A 14913-nucleotide genomic window follows, 5' to 3' on the forward strand; every position below is an offset into this window, starting at 1 on the left:
CGAAATTTTTACGTATATTCCAACCGAGGACTGTCATGATTGAACTCAAAAACGTTCGGTTCTCCGTTCCGGCGGATACATCGATCGCCGGCGGAGGCGCCTCCAAGACCATCATCAACGATGTGAGCTTCAGGTTTGAACGCGGCAAATTTTACGGCATCACCGGTCCCAACGGCGGCGGGAAGACCACGCTGTCCAAGCTCATCATGGGGATTAATCCCGTCACCTCGGGATCGATCCTCCTGAACGGAGAGGACATCACCGCTCTTTCCATCACCGATCGGGCCAAAGCCGGCATCGCCTATGGATTTCAGCATTCCGCCCGGTTCAAGGGCACGACCTTCCGGGACCTCCTGGCCATCGCCGCCGGCACCGAAGACGAGACCGCTCTGGCCAGAATTATCGCCAGGGTCGGCATCTGTTCCCTCGATTTTCTCGACAAGCCTGTAGACGCCAAGCTTTCGGGCGGAGAGATCAAAAAGATCGAACTGGCCACCATCATCGCACGAAACCCGAAGGTGGCCATCTACGACGAACCGGATACGGGCATCGACCTGTGGACCATAGGCCCCATGGTGGAGGTTCTCAAACGGGAACAGACCGAAAAAGGCACCACGACCATCGTCGTCAGCCACAATCGTGCGTTTCTGGAAGCAGCCGACGAGATCCTCATGATCCGAGGCGGCCGGCTCGCCTACACCGGTGACCTGGCCGGGGCGCGCCCCATACTGGAGGACCTGAGCGTTTGCAGTTTTGGTGATGTCTGCGAAGGAGAGAACGATGTTAGATGCTTTAGATAAGGAATTACTGAAAGCGGTCGCGGACCTGGAGCGCATCCCCAAGGGCGCCTACAATATCCGTAAAAACGGAAAGCTGTTGGGCCGGGAGGTGTCGGCAAACATCGACATCGAGAGCAATGCCGACGGGACGGGCATCGTGATCACCGTCAAACCGGGGACGAAAAACGAGTCGGTGCACATTCCGGTCATCCTGAGCCAGGCCGGCCTCCACGACGTCGTCTATAACACCTTCGTCGTGGGCGAAGACGCCGACGTCACCATCATCGCGGGGTGCGGCATCCACTGCGGCGGGTCCGCGCCTGAAGGGCACGAGGGCATCCACGAATTCAGAATCGGCCGAAACGCCCGTCTGAAATACGTGGAAAAACATGTCGCCTTAGGTCCCGGCAAGGGGAAGCGAACCCTCAACCCGACCACGAAGGTCTTTCTCGATGAGGGGGCCTATGCCGAGATGGCGCTCTCGCAACTGGGCGGCGTGGACGAGGCCCGTCGGCTCAACACGGCCGAGCTGGGACCGGGCAGCGCCATTCAGATCACCGAAAGGGTCATGACCGACGGCGACCAGCGGGCCGAATCCAGAAATGAATTGTTGCTCCTGGGGACCGACAGCAAAGCCAATATCGTGTCCCGATCGGTGGTTAAAGGAAACTCCAAACAGGATTTTTACGTGAATCTGGAGGCTCGGGCGAAATGCTACGGCCATATCGAATGCGACGCCATCATCATGGACAACGGCATCAGCGAAACGGTGCCCGCCCTGAAGGCGCTTCATCCGGACGCGGAACTTACCCACGAGGCCTCCATCGGCAAGATCGCCAATGACCAACTCATGAAACTCATGAGTCTGGGACTGACCTATGACGAATCGGTCAACCGCATCATCCAGGGCTTTTTGAAGTGACATCAGGACGCGGGGGCCGTCGCATGCCGGCGGCACCCCCGCTTTCCGTCGGAAAATATCGAGCCCTCACCTCTCCTGAAACAGGCAGTCCACGCCGTCCAACCCCATATGAATCAGAAGACCGATGCCGATCCATCGGAGAACCCGGGCATCCGGAACAAAAGACAGAAGCGCGTAGACACCGACGGCAAGAACCGTGTGAAGCGGATGAAATCCGATACTGCAACGGTTGGGGTCGAAAACAGGATCGGCCGCCAGATGATCCAGGTCCACCACCATTACCGCCGTCATGACGGCCCAGGATTTCCAGAAGTCTTTCCGCCAGGCCAGACGGGCCGCAAGGGCGGGAGCCGCCACATGAAGGAAGAGGTGCAGCCCCGTCCGCCATCCCATCACATCATCCTCATCGAAAGTTGTTCTCGTTTAAAAATGGACGGCCAGCCACAGGGTATCGGTTGCCGGCTCGGTCCAAACCACGCGGTGCCGGGTGTGCGCCGGGATGACGAGGTAATCGCCTGGTTCCAGGCGCAAGACATCCGGCTTTCCGGCAAAGGCCAGTTCGGCACGTCCCCGAACCAGCAGAACGAATTCATCCTTGTCCTGGTCGTACCAGAAATCTTCCGGCGATGCATGCCCCCGGGAGACAATCCGCTCGATGCGAACATTCTCCGACGCTGCGAGGATCTCCATCAACTCCTCGGGCAGATCGGCAGGAATCCCTGAGAACAGGTTTCTTTTCACGTCGAGTTTTTCCCTCTGCTTTTCTTTCACTGCAGACCCCAAATCCCAAATCGACACCGATAAACAAATTTTGTCAACGCATCACATTTTTTGGGTCATTATTTCTCAATCGTATCCATCCGGCATTCGCGCCCTGGCCGGCGCTATCAGCATCGATAGCTGTTTTGCATGTTAAAACAGCGCAATCATGCATCCAAATTGCTTTCCCCCTCCTCTGATCCAGATTCCATAAAACCGGCATCAATCTTGCTTTCATTTGGATCAGATTCGGAAAAATCGATGTTCGACAATATCTTAGATTGCCCGGAAAGCCCGGCACCCATTCAAAGGTCATCTGAATTCAAATGCGGTATATCATCATCCTGATCACCATTTCGTTCATGACGTTTCTCGCACTGGAACTCATTTCAGGGCCGCCCGAAGTCCTTGTCGAAAAACCGGCCCTGGTAAACCAAGCACCGCCCAGCATCACCGTGGGAAATGATATCACAGGAAATGATATCAAATGATATCGATACGCTCCCAAATGAAACAGGGAGAACCGAGTAGCCGATAACAGGCTGTGACACTCAAGGTTTGTGGCTTGGGAGCCGCACCAACAACAAAGGCCGAACCTGTTTCCAGATTCGGCCTTTCTGCTTCTAGATGGTCGGGAAGACTGGATTTGAACCAGCGACCCCAGCGTCCCGAACGCTGTGCTCTACCAGGCTGAGCCACTTCCCGACAAGGCTTACTCTTCTAAGGGATACAGCCTGAATTGTCAACCTAAAATTGCGTCCGACAGCAAAAAAATCCCTGCTCCACCATTGCCGCCGATGAAAAGTTGAGGCGGAGCTTCCGAAGTGTTTCTCCAGAGCCGTGGACCTATGCGAATGGGTTCTCCAGGACGATGGTCTCCTGCCTTCCGGGGCCGACCGAGATGATCTTGATGGGCGTCTCGATGAGGGCCTCGATCCGCCGGAGATAGTTGCGGGCGTTTTCCGGCAGATCTTCAAAACGCCGGATGCCCGAGATGTCCTCCGTCCATCCGGGAAGGACTTCGTAAACCGGCTCGCAGGCCGCCAGCATCTTCAGGCTTGCGGGAAAATCCCGGAAGGTTTCGTCCTGGTACCGATAAGCCGTGCAGATCTCGATCTCGGGAAGCCCGCCCAGAACATCCAGTTTGGTGATGACGAGACCTGTCAATCCGTTGAGCCGGACGGCATTTCTGAGAATTACCAGGTCCAGCCAGCCGCACCGTCTCTTGCGGCCCGTGGTGGCGCCGAATTCCGCCCCTTTCTTCTGAATGGCGTCCCCGATGTCGTCGAACAGCTCCGACGGAAACGGTCCCTCCCCGACCCGCGTGGTATAGGCCTTGACGATGCCGTAGACATCCGATATGACCGTCGGACCGATGCCGGCGCCGCAGCAGGCGTTTCCGGAAACCGTATTCGAAGAGGTGACGTAAGGATAGGTCCCGTGGTCGATATCCAGGTGCGTCCCCTGGGCCCCTTCGAACAAGACCTGCTCGCCCCGGCGGATGCCCTGGTCGATGACGACGGAGATGTTGGTCACCAGAGGGGCCAGGCGTTCGGCATACTGCCGGTATTCGGCGATCACCGCCTCGGGGTCGAGGGTTTCGGTTTTGAAAAACTGCTCGAGATAAAAATTCTTCTCGGCCATGATGGTTTCGACCTTATCCCGGAAGGCCTCGGGATCCAGGAGGTCGACGAATCGGATCCCTCTCCGGGTGGCCTTGTCCTCGTAAGCCGGCCCGATGCCGCGGCCCGTCGTACCGATCTTCTTGTCCCCTTTCATCCGCTCCCGGGCAAGATCGATGGACTTATGGTAGGGCATGATCATCTGGGCCCGCTCACTGATTTTGAGGGTCGTCTCATCCACACGGACACCCTTGCCGATCAGGTAGTCGATCTCTTCCACCAAGACGGCCGGATCGACCACCATCCCGTTGCCGATCAGACAGGTTCGGCCCTGTAGGATGCCTGACGGCACCAGGTGGCTGATGAACTGCTCGCCGTTCACCACCATGGTATGGCCGGCATTGTTTCCCCCCTGAAAGCGCACCACGATATCCGCATATTCCGCCAGAAGGTCAACGATCTTGCCCTTCCCTTCATCACCCCACTGCGTTCCCACAATAACGACGTTCGCCACTTGCTTCTCCTTAAAAAGATATGCACCTTTCAATGATGACGATTCCGCAAAACTTCCGATATCCGCGTTGCGCCCGAGCCGGCTCACCGCGGTGCCGCGGTTTTCCTTCGTGCCTGAAAAAATTCCTGCATCATTCGGCTGCAACGCTCCGCCAGCACACCGCCCGTCACCGACACCCGATGGTTGAGCCGCACGTCCGACGCCAGGTCGTACAGCGACCCGGCCCCGCCCCACTTCGGGTCATAAGCCCCGAAAACAACATGGGATATCCGCGCGTGTACAATGGCGCCCATGCACATGACACAAGGCTCGACAGTAACATAGAGCGTCGTGTTTAACAACCGATAGTTTCCTAAAAGGCGTGCGGCCCCGCGCAAGGCCAGGATCTCCGCATGAGCCGTCGGGTCGTTGAGGGTGATGGTCTGATTATGGGCCGCGGCAATCACTGCCCCCGCCCCGTCGACCAGAACAGCGCCGACCGGCACCTCGCCGGCGTCGGCCGCCAGTTCCGCCTGACCTATCGCCAGGGCCATCTTTTCGCGGGATGCCATCATATCCATATGATTATAAAACCAATTCTATCCAGTTTCAAAAAATTTGAAGAAATCGTTGACAGGATCGTCATAATAGCCTATTAAGCCTTCACAATTCAACGATGTTCTGCGCCCGTAGCTCAGTTGGATAGAGTGCCGGACTACGAATCCGTAGGTCGCAAGTTCGAATCTTGCCGGGCGCGCCAGAAAATTCAAGGGTTTAGCTGAATGTGGCTAAACCCTTTTTTTATTTTTGTGCTGTTTTGTCCCGGTATTGTCCCGGAGTTTTAAGTCGCCATGGATATTGTGGTGGTTCTGATACCCAACACCCTCGTCGCTGTATTTGTAGGTGTATTTGATATATTGAGGGCAGCACCATCAATCAGGCGCTGACGCCCAGTCGTCCGTTGTCCGGACAATATGTGGCGCCGAAAAGATCTTCGAACCGTTGCCAGCCAATCTCGTCCACAAACGGGACCAGTTCCCCGCTCGATAATTCGTTCCCAATCATTTATTCATTTTCTCCCAAAGAATAGCAGCTTTCTTCTGACCTTGTTCGATCTGAGAAGGCGTCATCTCAGAAACAATAATTGGAAGATAATTATTTGCTTTTTCATTCCCTTCAGCAGAAGATATTGACCACCAAACATAAGCTTCTATGTAATTTTTAGGGACACCTTGGCCAATAGCATATGCCGCCCCTAAATATAGCTGAGCGTCGGCATGACCTTGTTCAGCTGCTTTACGGAACCACTTGATGGCCTCGGTGTGATTTTGAGGGACGCCTTTCCCATTAGTATATATAGCCCCGAGGTTATACTGAGACGCAGCATGCCCTTGTTCAGCTGCTTTGTGGTGCCACTTTATGGCTTCGGTGAAGTCTTTAAGGACACCTTCCCCACGTGCATATCCGTTCCCCAAATTGTTTTGAGCGTCAGCATGACCTTGTTCAGCTGCTTTACGGTACCATTTCATGGCCTCGGTATGGTTTTGAGGGACGCCTTCCCCACGTGCATATCCGCGCCCTAAATTATACTGAGCGCTTGCATGTCCTTGATCAGCCGCTTTACGGTACCATTTCATAGCTTCAACAACATTTTTATGGTCGTCTTCGCGAAAATGATACATTTGTCCCAGTAAAAACTGCGGAATGGCATGTCCTTGTTCAGCGGCTTTGCGATACCATTTCATAGCTTCAGAATAATTTTCAGGGATACCTTCGCCCAAAGAATACATTGTCCCTAACATAACCTGGGCATAGGCATTCCCTTGATTGGCGGCCTTCTGGAACCAGTTCATGGCCTCGGTGTAGTTTTGAGAGACGCCCTGGCCTTTATAGTGTAACATCCCCAAACTATTCTGAGCGTCATCATCCCCTTGTTCAGCGGCTTTGCGGTACCATTTTGCGGCTTGGGCATAGTTTTGAGTGACGCCTTTACCCAAAGAATACATTTTTCCTAAAACAAACTGAGCCTCGGCATGTCCTTGTTCAGCGGCTTTTTGACACCACTTTTGGGCTTCCATATGATTTCGATCAGTACCTTTGCCATCAAAATATAAACTCCCTAGACCAAACTGAGCATCGGCATATCCTTGATCAGCGGCTTTGCGGTACCATTTCATAGCTTCAGAATCATTTTCAGGGACGCCTTGACCCAAAGAATATATTACCCCTACCATATACTGCGCCTCGGCATGTCCTTGTTCAGCGGCTTTGCGATACCATTTCATCGCTTCGAGATAATCCTGGGTCACACCTTGTCCATTATAATAAATGAACCCTAAACCAGATTGGGCGTCGGCATATCCTTGTTCAGCAGCTTTATTGCACCATTTTAGAGCTTCTGCCCCATTTTCAGGAACACCTTCGCCATTAGAATACATTACTCCTAACATAAACTGAGCCTTGGCATGTCCTTGAGTAGCTGCTTTGCGATACCATTTTATGGATTCGGTATAATTTTGAGGGACGGCTTCGCCACTATAGTATACAAACCCTAAATTGAACTGTGCTTCAGCATCCCCCTGCTCAGCCAATTTTCTAATTTCTTCAATATTTGTTAGCTCTTCGGAAAATACTTTTTCACTTAAAGCTGAAAACCCAATCGCCACCAAAACGATGATAAAAGCACTTTTTATCATTATTGTGCCCCCGTTTGTATCAATAGCTATATGGAAAAAGCGGTCTATTTTATTTTGTTTTCTTTTCTTTACACCAAGCACCTCTAAAAAGACCCTATCTGATCTATGCTTTCTGATATTAAACCGGCAATTAAAAAACGAAATTATAGTCGTATAGCAATTGTCGTACGGCACCTGTTTTGGTTCGTATGTTTATCTGCCGATTCATCACATAGCCGTAACTTGTTGCGCGGCCTGTCCGCATTTCTAAATTTATCAACGAAATGGAGCAAAATCGACAGGGAGTGGTCATATTTCGAAACTCAATGAAAGAGGGAGCATTACCCGTTTCTCAAAAAATCTCGTTTGTAAGGGTTAAATGATATTTATCTTTCTTGAATAGGGTTTTAGGCGCCACAAATGAAGAGAAAGGTAACATCATTTATGGGAATGCCGTCGTACCAAATCGGTTTTGGAGAATCAGGTAGTCTTCAAAGTCTGGATCCGCGGTCGGCATCGTCGTCATGCAGCCATGGCAAAAAATGAGACAGATCGAAATAAACCTCATCCGGTGTCATGTTGTCAAGCCCTTGATGAAAGCGTTGACCGCTGTAAAACGAAGACCATTGTGCAAGACCGTCGCGCAGTTCCCCGCCCGCTGTCAAACGCGTGCAGATAGTGATACTTGACGGTCCACCAGAGCCGCTCGATAAAGATATTGTCCGTGCGGAAAAATCGCTGACGCCATCGGTCCCAGGTCGGTGTCCTCCCAGGACGTGGACGGCCCCTCGGCCCGCCTTTTTTATGGACTCCAGAAATTAACCAATAGGCCCCATGACGCTGTAGCGCGGGTGTAGTGGTCCCTAATATGGGACCCATTGTCGACTTGAAAAAAGGGGCGTAGGGGGGTCTAATTCGCAGCCAGGGCATTTTTCGGAGATTTTCTAAAATCTCAAACCAGGCCCCTACGCGCGTACCACTGTGATAATCAATCAATACCGCTTTTTCGGTAGGGAAGTCTTCCCCCGCGTATTGTTCCCCGTTGGTGAACTCTGACACCTCCGATGATACGTTCGGCAAGGCCCCTATTAGCCAGGCGATTGAATGCCCTCGACACCGCCACGGTGCCGCTGAAATATCGGCGGCCTATCTCCCGGCGGTTGAAGTGGGTGCCGCCGAAGCGCCCCCTCCTGGCAAGGGGAAACCCGTAGACGTCCACCAGGACCTCGAAGGCGTAGACGGTGCCGCTGTCGGCTTGGTCGGCAAGATCGAGAATCCGCTGTTGAAGCGGTGACAACCCTCGGCCCATATTAATTCACCTCGTTTCTGTCGAAATCAAAGCTTAACACCTGCTAACATGTCTCATTCAGGCATCATGGCGCTGTAACGCGCAAGTTGGGTAGGTAGTATGGGACCCATTCCCCGCCCTGAAAAAAGGGGTATACCCCCCCCACGCGCCTCACACCACACCAGTACCCTGCTTATGTTAACGACTTTTCCCTGTTGCCGATCACTCCTATGGGCTTGAGGGAGAGCGTTCAAATTTAAGCGCTACTTGTTGGCTGGCAGATAGAGATTATTGCAAGAGTAAGGCGAACCATACCTTACCCTTGCCCAGAATAGTTCACGCCTGAGCTATAGCTTTCGCTTAGCCCATGGCCGCTTTTCAATGCTAAACGGGAACGAGACCGGCTCTATCTGTAGTGGGAACAAAAAGCTCCGTCTCAGCGCCCTCTCGATCCGCCTTTTAGACGCATTGAATTGTTTCTTTACATCGTCGGGCATTGTGCGCCATAACTCGGCCAGAACATCGGCCTCCCGCTCCAGGCAGTTCACCAACTCTTTCTTCCGGTGGACCCATTCGGCAACTATAATAGTATGCCATCGAAAATCCCACAAGTCGCGGCGAAAACGTTGAATATCCCCCCTGGTGATGCCCTGCTTCCGGGTTTTGCGTCGGGGCTTGCGTTTAGTGGTCATATTTTGCGCCTCCGTAAATCCACATGAGTTCCGGGTCAAGCCCGTGTTTGGTTCGTTGTCTCTCAAGAGCCTCAAGATCCGGATGCGCCTCACCATGCCCAAGACCATAAACCATCGGGCATCGGTCGAGTTCGGCTATCGGTCCCCAATTCGATTTGTAAAAGCATTGACCGCCCCGAAGGTGGTAACACGGGATTATTCCCTGGCAGGAAAGGGGGTTCAAACCCTTGCTTGTTGCAATGTCTTCCCCTCGGTCATCTGGAACCGTCTTCGTCGCTTCCTGTGGCGCCTCTGATGCGACGTTCTCTCTCAATCCCGCCTCAATCCATGAGCGGATATCTCCCCCGGCCTGAAAGTAATCTGCGGGGTCTTTCCCTGAAGGCGTAGGCCAATATTCCCCAGGCAACTTTTCAACGGCCTTCCAACCGGCCGCGTCATGGTCGAGGCACAGTAAGACCCTTTTCCCTGCCATGACTTTCAACATTTGCGCCGTCGGTTTCCCCGTGGTGCTTCCCAGGCCCAGGACGTTCACCAGGTCCCCGGCTTCCTGATGCACCAGATAGGCATCAAGCTCCGATTCGACCACAGCCCAGGCTTCCGCCCCATCTCTGCCCGGCAGGAGAAGAGAATCAGGCCCGCTTCCGGGGATTTCGGCGTACTTGATCCCCTTGCCGTTGGTCCATTCTTTCGAGCGCTCGAACTCATCCGGAGACAACCGGACCCTCAAACGGTGGACCAAGCCCTCATCGATCACAGAGATTAAAATCCCGCGTGGAATCCAAACCTTTTGGGGTTGTCCAGTTCGTGGGTTCGTCTCATCTGGAAGCCCCCAGGCAGCCCGTTCCATGTGCGCCGATGTTGGGTTATAGCCAAGCATGGATATGGTTTCGTCGTTTAGCCCTCGCCCCTTGAGGTAGTTTTTTGCCGGTTCGTACCATTGCAGGGATAGGCGGGTTTCTTTAAGCAAGGCCCAGGCCGCTGTCTGCCATTCAACGGATAACCAACCTGGTTCTTCCTGCCCGGCAGGGGAACGGCCGTTCTTCGGTTCAACCCCGAGAGCGGTGCAAGCATCCCGGTATGTCATACCTTGCCGGTCTCGCAAATATTGGATAGCATCGCCCCTGGCGCCACATTGACGGCACCAATAACGGCCCTTCTCAGGCCAAACCCTGAAGCGATCTTTCCCCCCGCAGAAGGGACAAGGCCCGGCCAACTCTCCGCCGTTCGTTCCGGCTTCGCGCTTCAGGGGGATTCCGTCTCTTTGGATGATTTCAGTGATCAGCATTTTTTTGACCCCAAGAACCCTACGAATTAAACTAATTAACGAATTTAGCCATTAAGTTATTGAATAGACTAATGATGTTTTTCTTACCTTAATTCGTAAGGTACGAATTAAGCCCCCTTTTTTCGTACCCTACGAATTAAGTCTTAAAAAAGATGAGAAGTGATATCAATAAGATAGGTCATTAATTCGTTAATTCGTTTTTTTCGTTAGGTATATTATCTGTTTTGGTCTTCCACTGGTCTTGACAACTTTAACCGAAACCACACCCCCCGATTCGAGTCTCTTAATTGACAGCTGGATTTTTTCCTTCTGGTAATTGTTCCCGAGCGCTTTATGGATTTCCGTCAAGCTTGCCTTCCCGTTCTCGGTCAAGAACTTTAAAATCTTATCCTGTACTGGATCTTTAACCCCTGTATCAAATATCCATTCGGCGCTTTTCATGGTGTATTCCCAGGCTGCCAAGGCCCAATCGATATGGCACACGTCTATCTCTTTCGCCCCGCAAAGAAGAGCGAATATCAATGATAATCTTGCCGTCTGCGCCTCAGCGCGATTACAAACAGACCCGAGAATACCGGGGTGATCCTTTGCCAGTTCCGGATAGACATCAATCCATCTATCGTCTGCGCGTTTGGTGCGGGAAACTTCGCCTATGGTTTGCGCAAACTTTGCACATCGGAGATACTCTTCTTGAAATCTGATTAAATCGTTATCGTGAATCCCATTGGGGAGAGGCTGCAAACGGCCTCTCTTCGCGCAAACCCACAAGAAACGATTTGTCAGGCCCGTAAAGTGCTCGCCTTCGTCCAACACTTTCAGTAATTCTTCGTTGGTGATATGGCCTGTGATGCAAACGTGGGGATCAGTTACACGGATAGGGTTGTTTTTTGTGATAGGTGCTACAGATTTTCCGTCCCAGTAACACCGAAGCGTCGGACTCAAATTGTTGCCTTCCCGCTGCATAACCTTAAAGGCGCTGGCCAGCTCCTCGGAGAGAACAAAAAGGCGCTTGTCTTCAACCCCTGGGTCAGAGATGATCATTGTGTTTGTCTGCGGGTCCCATTTCATTGTCGCATCTTTGATCCTCTCAACAAGGCCCTCGCCGCTTGACAGCGGCCCAGGTGTGACGCTGGCCGGAACATACCCATCATACTCTATCTTGGGTTTGATTTTTGTAAGAACACAAAATCGCGCGAAGGCTTGACGCACGGGCATCCGCGCGAATGAACGAGATTCAGCGTGTGTCTACGAAATCGGGCTGTTTTCAGGTCAGTTTTTCCAGCTCGATGACCTGCTTTGGAGGAGTGATCTTTAACAATTTAAGAATGTTGATGGTTTTTGTGGGCAGCTCGTTTCGCATGAGCACACGAAAATTTAAATTAAAAAATTCTGTGATCTGAAGCTCATCCAGCGCCGCCTGAATCTGGTGCCATGGCTTGCCGCAGGCCAGCTCGGCGACACGCTCGATCAGGAGCGCCAGGACACAGATCTTGACGTGGGCCTCGATGCGCCGGGATGCCCAGTGGTACATGGGCATCATCTTGATCTGAGTCCGTTTGAGGGAGCGGAAGCAGCGTTCGATGACCATCAGGCCTTTATAGCCGCAGGCGGCGTCCTCCAGGCTGATGGTGTCGTCATTGGTTTCGAGGACCCACTTGCCGTCATACTTCTTCGCCTCCCGGATTTTGGCCCGGTCGATGCGGACCTTGTTGGTCTTGGTGACTGTCAGATAGCGCTTGAAGCGGCGGGAGGCCAGCAGCTCGATGGCCCATTGGGCGGTTGCCGATGCATCCTTGTGGGATTCAAGCTCCTTCTCCAGGATGGCGACGGTCATCTCCCGGTGCTTGCGCTGCCGTTCGGCCTCCCTGGGGTTGTAGCAGAGGATATAGCGTCTGCGCCGCTCGCCGTCGCCAACCACAACCTCCTTTGCATGGAGGTTGTCCTTGAAAACGGTGTAGCGGCCGCGCTTGCTCAGGACTTTTTTGCGGATCTCGGCCACGTTGGACATGCGGCAGGCCAGGAGGTACTTGCCGCAGGCCCCGGCCAGTTCCCTGCGGTTGTCCTCGGAGTTCATGCCCGAGTCGGCGACAAACATGGCACGGCCCAGGTTCCAGCCCCTCAGGTCCGCCCGAACCTTCTCGACGGTCGCCACGTCGGAGGTGTTGCCCGGCAGCACCCAGCTGCGCACGGGGATGCCCTCGCGGGTCACCGCCAGGGCGACCACCACCTGGGGGCTCCACGTGCCCTCCTTGGAGTGGCCGAACTTGCGCAGGGTGGCATTGGCGTGCCGGTCGGGGTCGTCCTCCTGGTCCACATGAAAAGACGCGGTGGTCGTATCATAGAAGATCAGGTCGACCTCCAGATTGAAAAGATCGGCGACGTGAAAGAAGATGGCCTCCTCGATCTTGTCCGCATTGGCGTACAGCAGGTCCATCGCCTCGTACATGTGTTTGAGTTGGAGACCGTCGCAGGAAGGGAGATAGACCCTGGAGAGCCAGCGGTCCCATACGCCAAGCTTGGACTCGGGATCGCACAGCCGGTTGGCGGTCATGGCCATCAGGGCTCTTTCATAGGGAACCCGCAGGCCTTTGGCGTTGACGACGCCTTCCAGTGTCTTTTTCAGTCCGAGCCGCTCCCAGAGGGCCTCGATGACCATCGGGCAACCAAAGGCGCGGGTTTTCCGGATCTTCAGGTCTTCGAAGAAGCCCGCTTCGCCCGGCGGTGTGGCGCTCAGAACTTCATCATCGAGAGGATCGACGACGGTTATCCCGCATACCCGGGCGATGGATCTGCACAGCCGGATCAGTTCCTGCCGGTCGAGCTGGTCGGCACGGCCGAAGTTGTGGATGATTTTGGCAACCGGCTTGCGGGTATCCGGGTGGCGCTCGTTATGCGCCAGCTGGAAATATTCGACCACGGAGCCGTCTTTGTTCTTTCGCTTCGTAGACCGCAGATACATGTTTACGTTTATGACATTTTATTCCCTTTGAGTCAATAGAAAATTGATAATTCGTGTGCCTACGCGTTTTTGAGGTTGAGAGAAGGCCGGGTAAACCCAATAGCCTGTAATTATTAGGGGCGAGTGGTGGTGGCGGGCCAATTTGGGGTGGTTTTCTGCCTACAAAAATCAAACCCAAGTCTATCAAATTCATGGATGCTATCCGCCCAACTGGTGCGGCGGATGTCCCCTTTCTTGACTTTCCGGTAGCTCCCACGATTGCGCTATTCAAAATAGCTGGGTGTTTTGAATCCCCGACCCGCAAATAAGGGGTATTACCAACCTCGGCAGCAAAGCGAGGCAGAAAGGTGAACAAAACGGCGGCGGGGTCTGCCTCGCTAAATTCTGTGGCGGCATGGATGAACTCTAATTAAGATCAGTTTTTAATGCACAAAATTACTTATATTCCTATATTCTCTGCGAGATCATCTCCATACTTTTTTTTCAACTTATCATTGCTGTATGTGTTAAAGTACATCGATAGCCACTCCCACTTCTGCAATTCTTTAAGTTTCTGTTTCTTTTTAGATCTCAACATAATAATATTACTATCTATAATATCTCTTAGAATGCAATGAGCGTTACAATAATTAGTATTGAATTTAGAGTGAATAAAAGCAATGTAGTTCACATAAAAGAGACCGTCTAAATCTTGAATGATGAGATTTTGGCAAAAGTTAGTAACAACTTCGTTTTTAAAGTATTCATGAGCGTTTTTAGATAAAATAACTCTGGGATAAATCGCAATCTTGCTTTCGTGCTCGTACGCCTCAATTAATCCAGGACCAAACCAAGTATTTTTATTATGGTATACATCACCTATTGTCACACACCCTCTTGATAATAAACCATGTTTAAGCGAATGAAGTTGTATGTCGCAAATGTACATAACTGCTGAAAACAACAAATTTAATTTATCGATATTTATATCATTATATGGGTCTGCTTCAGATGTAAATTTTTTACACTCGGCGGGCGCATTAAAAAGTTCTAATGGAAAGGAAATAATTATTGTGTCTGAAAAGAAATTAAAAGTAGGGCTGTAAGAGTATGCGTTTCCTTTAATGTATTTTGCACCTTCAGACACATTCTTTTGAAAATGAGAAGTAAGGGCTATGAAGTCGTCTTCCTTTCTGCCGTCTGATAAGATATAGTTTTTAAATCCTAACAGATCTATAAAAATAATTAGTCTTTTTTCGTATTTGTCGGTTGAAAATGGGATTTCAATTTTTTGGATGATCATACATCCTCATGAATTCGCTAATAAATATTACTCCGGCAACTATCTATATGAAGTAAGATTTATCTAATAAAACAATGTAGTTAGTTAATGATATATAATCTCATTTCTTTTTTGGATCTTGAATTGCTGGTTTAATAACTAAGTAAATCAGAAAAGC

General features: G+C 51.8%; 13 protein-coding genes and 2 tRNA genes. 3 read left to right on the forward strand and 12 right to left on the reverse strand.

Going from position 1 to position 14913, the window contains the following annotated elements; all coding sequences use genetic code 11:
• Positions 1-35 precede the first annotated feature (35 nt).
• Together dmul_RS11010 and dmul_RS11015 are read left to right on the forward strand one after the other, a co-directional pair.
• Positions 36-800, forward strand: coding sequence for an ATP-binding cassette domain-containing protein (locus dmul_RS11010; RefSeq protein ID WP_020875484.1), 765 nt, complete (start codon positions 36-38; stop codon positions 798-800).
• Positions 781-1701 (forward strand): SufB/SufD family protein, encoded by a 921-nt coding sequence (locus dmul_RS11015; protein WP_020875485.1) that lies wholly within the window; start codon positions 781-783, stop codon positions 1699-1701. The genes dmul_RS11010 and dmul_RS11015 overlap by 20 nt, the downstream gene beginning before the upstream one ends.
• Before the next feature lie 66 nt (positions 1702-1767).
• Here dmul_RS11015 and dmul_RS11020 read toward each other — a convergent pair whose 3' ends face one another.
• The 5 genes from dmul_RS11020 to tadA all read right to left on the reverse strand — a co-directional run bounded on the left by dmul_RS11020 (position 1768) and on the right by tadA (position 5156).
• Positions 1768-2094, reverse strand: a complete 327-nt coding sequence (locus dmul_RS11020) for a DUF6122 family protein (protein ID WP_020875486.1) — start codon at positions 2092-2094, stop codon at positions 1768-1770.
• A gap of 30 nt (positions 2095-2124) precedes the next feature.
• Entirely contained in the window at positions 2125-2442 is a 318-nt protein-coding gene (locus tag dmul_RS11025; RefSeq protein ID WP_040414234.1) for a cupin domain-containing protein, read from the reverse strand.
• A gap of 646 nt (positions 2443-3088) precedes the next feature.
• A tRNA-Pro gene (locus tag dmul_RS11030) sits at positions 3089-3165 on the reverse strand.
• Between the two features lie 141 nt (positions 3166-3306).
• A complete protein-coding gene (locus tag dmul_RS11035; protein ID WP_020875489.1) occupies positions 3307-4596 on the reverse strand; it encodes an adenylosuccinate synthase in 1290 nt (429 codons plus the stop codon).
• A gap of 83 nt (positions 4597-4679) precedes the next feature.
• Positions 4680-5156 (reverse strand): tRNA adenosine(34) deaminase TadA, encoded by a 477-nt coding sequence (tadA, locus tag dmul_RS11040; RefSeq protein ID WP_040414222.1) that lies wholly within the window; start codon positions 5154-5156, stop codon positions 4680-4682.
• A 102-nt stretch (positions 5157-5258) separates the two neighbouring features.
• Here tadA and dmul_RS11045 point away from each other — a divergent pair.
• Positions 5259-5335, forward strand: a tRNA-Arg gene (locus dmul_RS11045).
• Positions 5336-5511: 176 nt separating this feature from the next.
• On the opposite strand, the gene dmul_RS21085 is transcribed toward dmul_RS11045, so the two are convergent.
• The 7 genes from dmul_RS21085 to dmul_RS11080 form a co-directional block, all read right to left on the reverse strand.
• Positions 5512-5640 (reverse strand): hypothetical protein, encoded by a 129-nt coding sequence (locus dmul_RS21085; RefSeq protein WP_020875491.1) that lies wholly within the window; start codon positions 5638-5640, stop codon positions 5512-5514.
• Positions 5637-7352 (reverse strand): SEL1-like repeat protein, encoded by a 1716-nt coding sequence (locus dmul_RS11050; RefSeq protein ID WP_144016427.1) that lies wholly within the window; start codon positions 7350-7352, stop codon positions 5637-5639. Before dmul_RS11050 ends, dmul_RS21085 begins: the two co-directional genes overlap by 4 nt.
• A gap of 886 nt (positions 7353-8238) precedes the next feature.
• Positions 8239-8559, reverse strand: a complete 321-nt coding sequence (locus tag dmul_RS11055; protein WP_020875493.1) for a hypothetical protein — start codon at positions 8557-8559, stop codon at positions 8239-8241.
• A gap of 660 nt (positions 8560-9219) precedes the next feature.
• Positions 9220-10515 (reverse strand): primase-helicase zinc-binding domain-containing protein, encoded by a 1296-nt coding sequence (locus dmul_RS11065; protein ID WP_020875495.1) that lies wholly within the window; start codon positions 10513-10515, stop codon positions 9220-9222.
• Positions 10516-10704: 189 nt separating this feature from the next.
• Positions 10705-11724 carry a DUF3987 domain-containing protein gene (locus tag dmul_RS11070; RefSeq protein ID WP_144016428.1) on the reverse strand — a complete coding sequence of 340 codons (1020 nt, stop codon included), beginning with the start codon at positions 11722-11724 and terminating at the stop codon, positions 10705-10707.
• Between the two features lie 55 nt (positions 11725-11779).
• Positions 11780-13432 (reverse strand): IS1634 family transposase, encoded by a 1653-nt coding sequence (locus tag dmul_RS11075; protein ID WP_236885993.1) that lies wholly within the window; start codon positions 13430-13432, stop codon positions 11780-11782.
• 481 nt (positions 13433-13913) lie between these two features.
• The gene (locus dmul_RS11080) at positions 13914-14756 is read right to left on the reverse strand and encodes a hypothetical protein (protein WP_020875501.1); all 843 of its coding nucleotides are present in this window, start codon (positions 14754-14756) and stop codon (positions 13914-13916) included.
• Positions 14757-14913: the final 157 nt, after the last annotated feature.

Source organism: Desulfococcus multivorans (assembly GCF_001854245.1).
Lineage (GTDB): Bacteria > Desulfobacterota > Desulfobacteria > Desulfobacterales > Desulfococcaceae > Desulfococcus > Desulfococcus multivorans.

What these genes read in the sequence shown, in the direction of transcription:
- dmul_RS11055 (WP_020875493.1), bottom strand. Translation starts at nt 8,559, where the DNA reads ATGGGCCGAGGGTTGTCACCGCTTCAACAGCGGATTCTCGATCTTGCC.
- dmul_RS11020 (WP_020875486.1), bottom strand. Translation starts at nt 2,094, where the DNA reads ATGGGATGGCGGACGGGGCTGCACCTCTTCCTTCATGTGGCGGCTCCC.
- dmul_RS11010 (WP_020875484.1), top strand. Translation starts at nt 36, where the DNA reads ATGATTGAACTCAAAAACGTTCGGTTCTCCGTTCCGGCGGATACATCG.
- tadA (WP_040414222.1), bottom strand. Translation starts at nt 5,156, where the DNA reads ATGGATATGATGGCATCCCGCGAAAAGATGGCCCTGGCGATAGGTCAG.
- dmul_RS21085 (WP_020875491.1), bottom strand. Translation starts at nt 5,640, where the DNA reads ATGATTGGGAACGAATTATCGAGCGGGGAACTGGTCCCGTTTGTGGAC.
- dmul_RS11015 (WP_020875485.1), top strand. Translation starts at nt 781, where the DNA reads ATGTTAGATGCTTTAGATAAGGAATTACTGAAAGCGGTCGCGGACCTG.
- dmul_RS11065 (WP_020875495.1), bottom strand. Translation starts at nt 10,515, where the DNA reads ATGCTGATCACTGAAATCATCCAAAGAGACGGAATCCCCCTGAAGCGC.
- dmul_RS11080 (WP_020875501.1), bottom strand. Translation starts at nt 14,756, where the DNA reads ATGATCATCCAAAAAATTGAAATCCCATTTTCAACCGACAAATACGAA.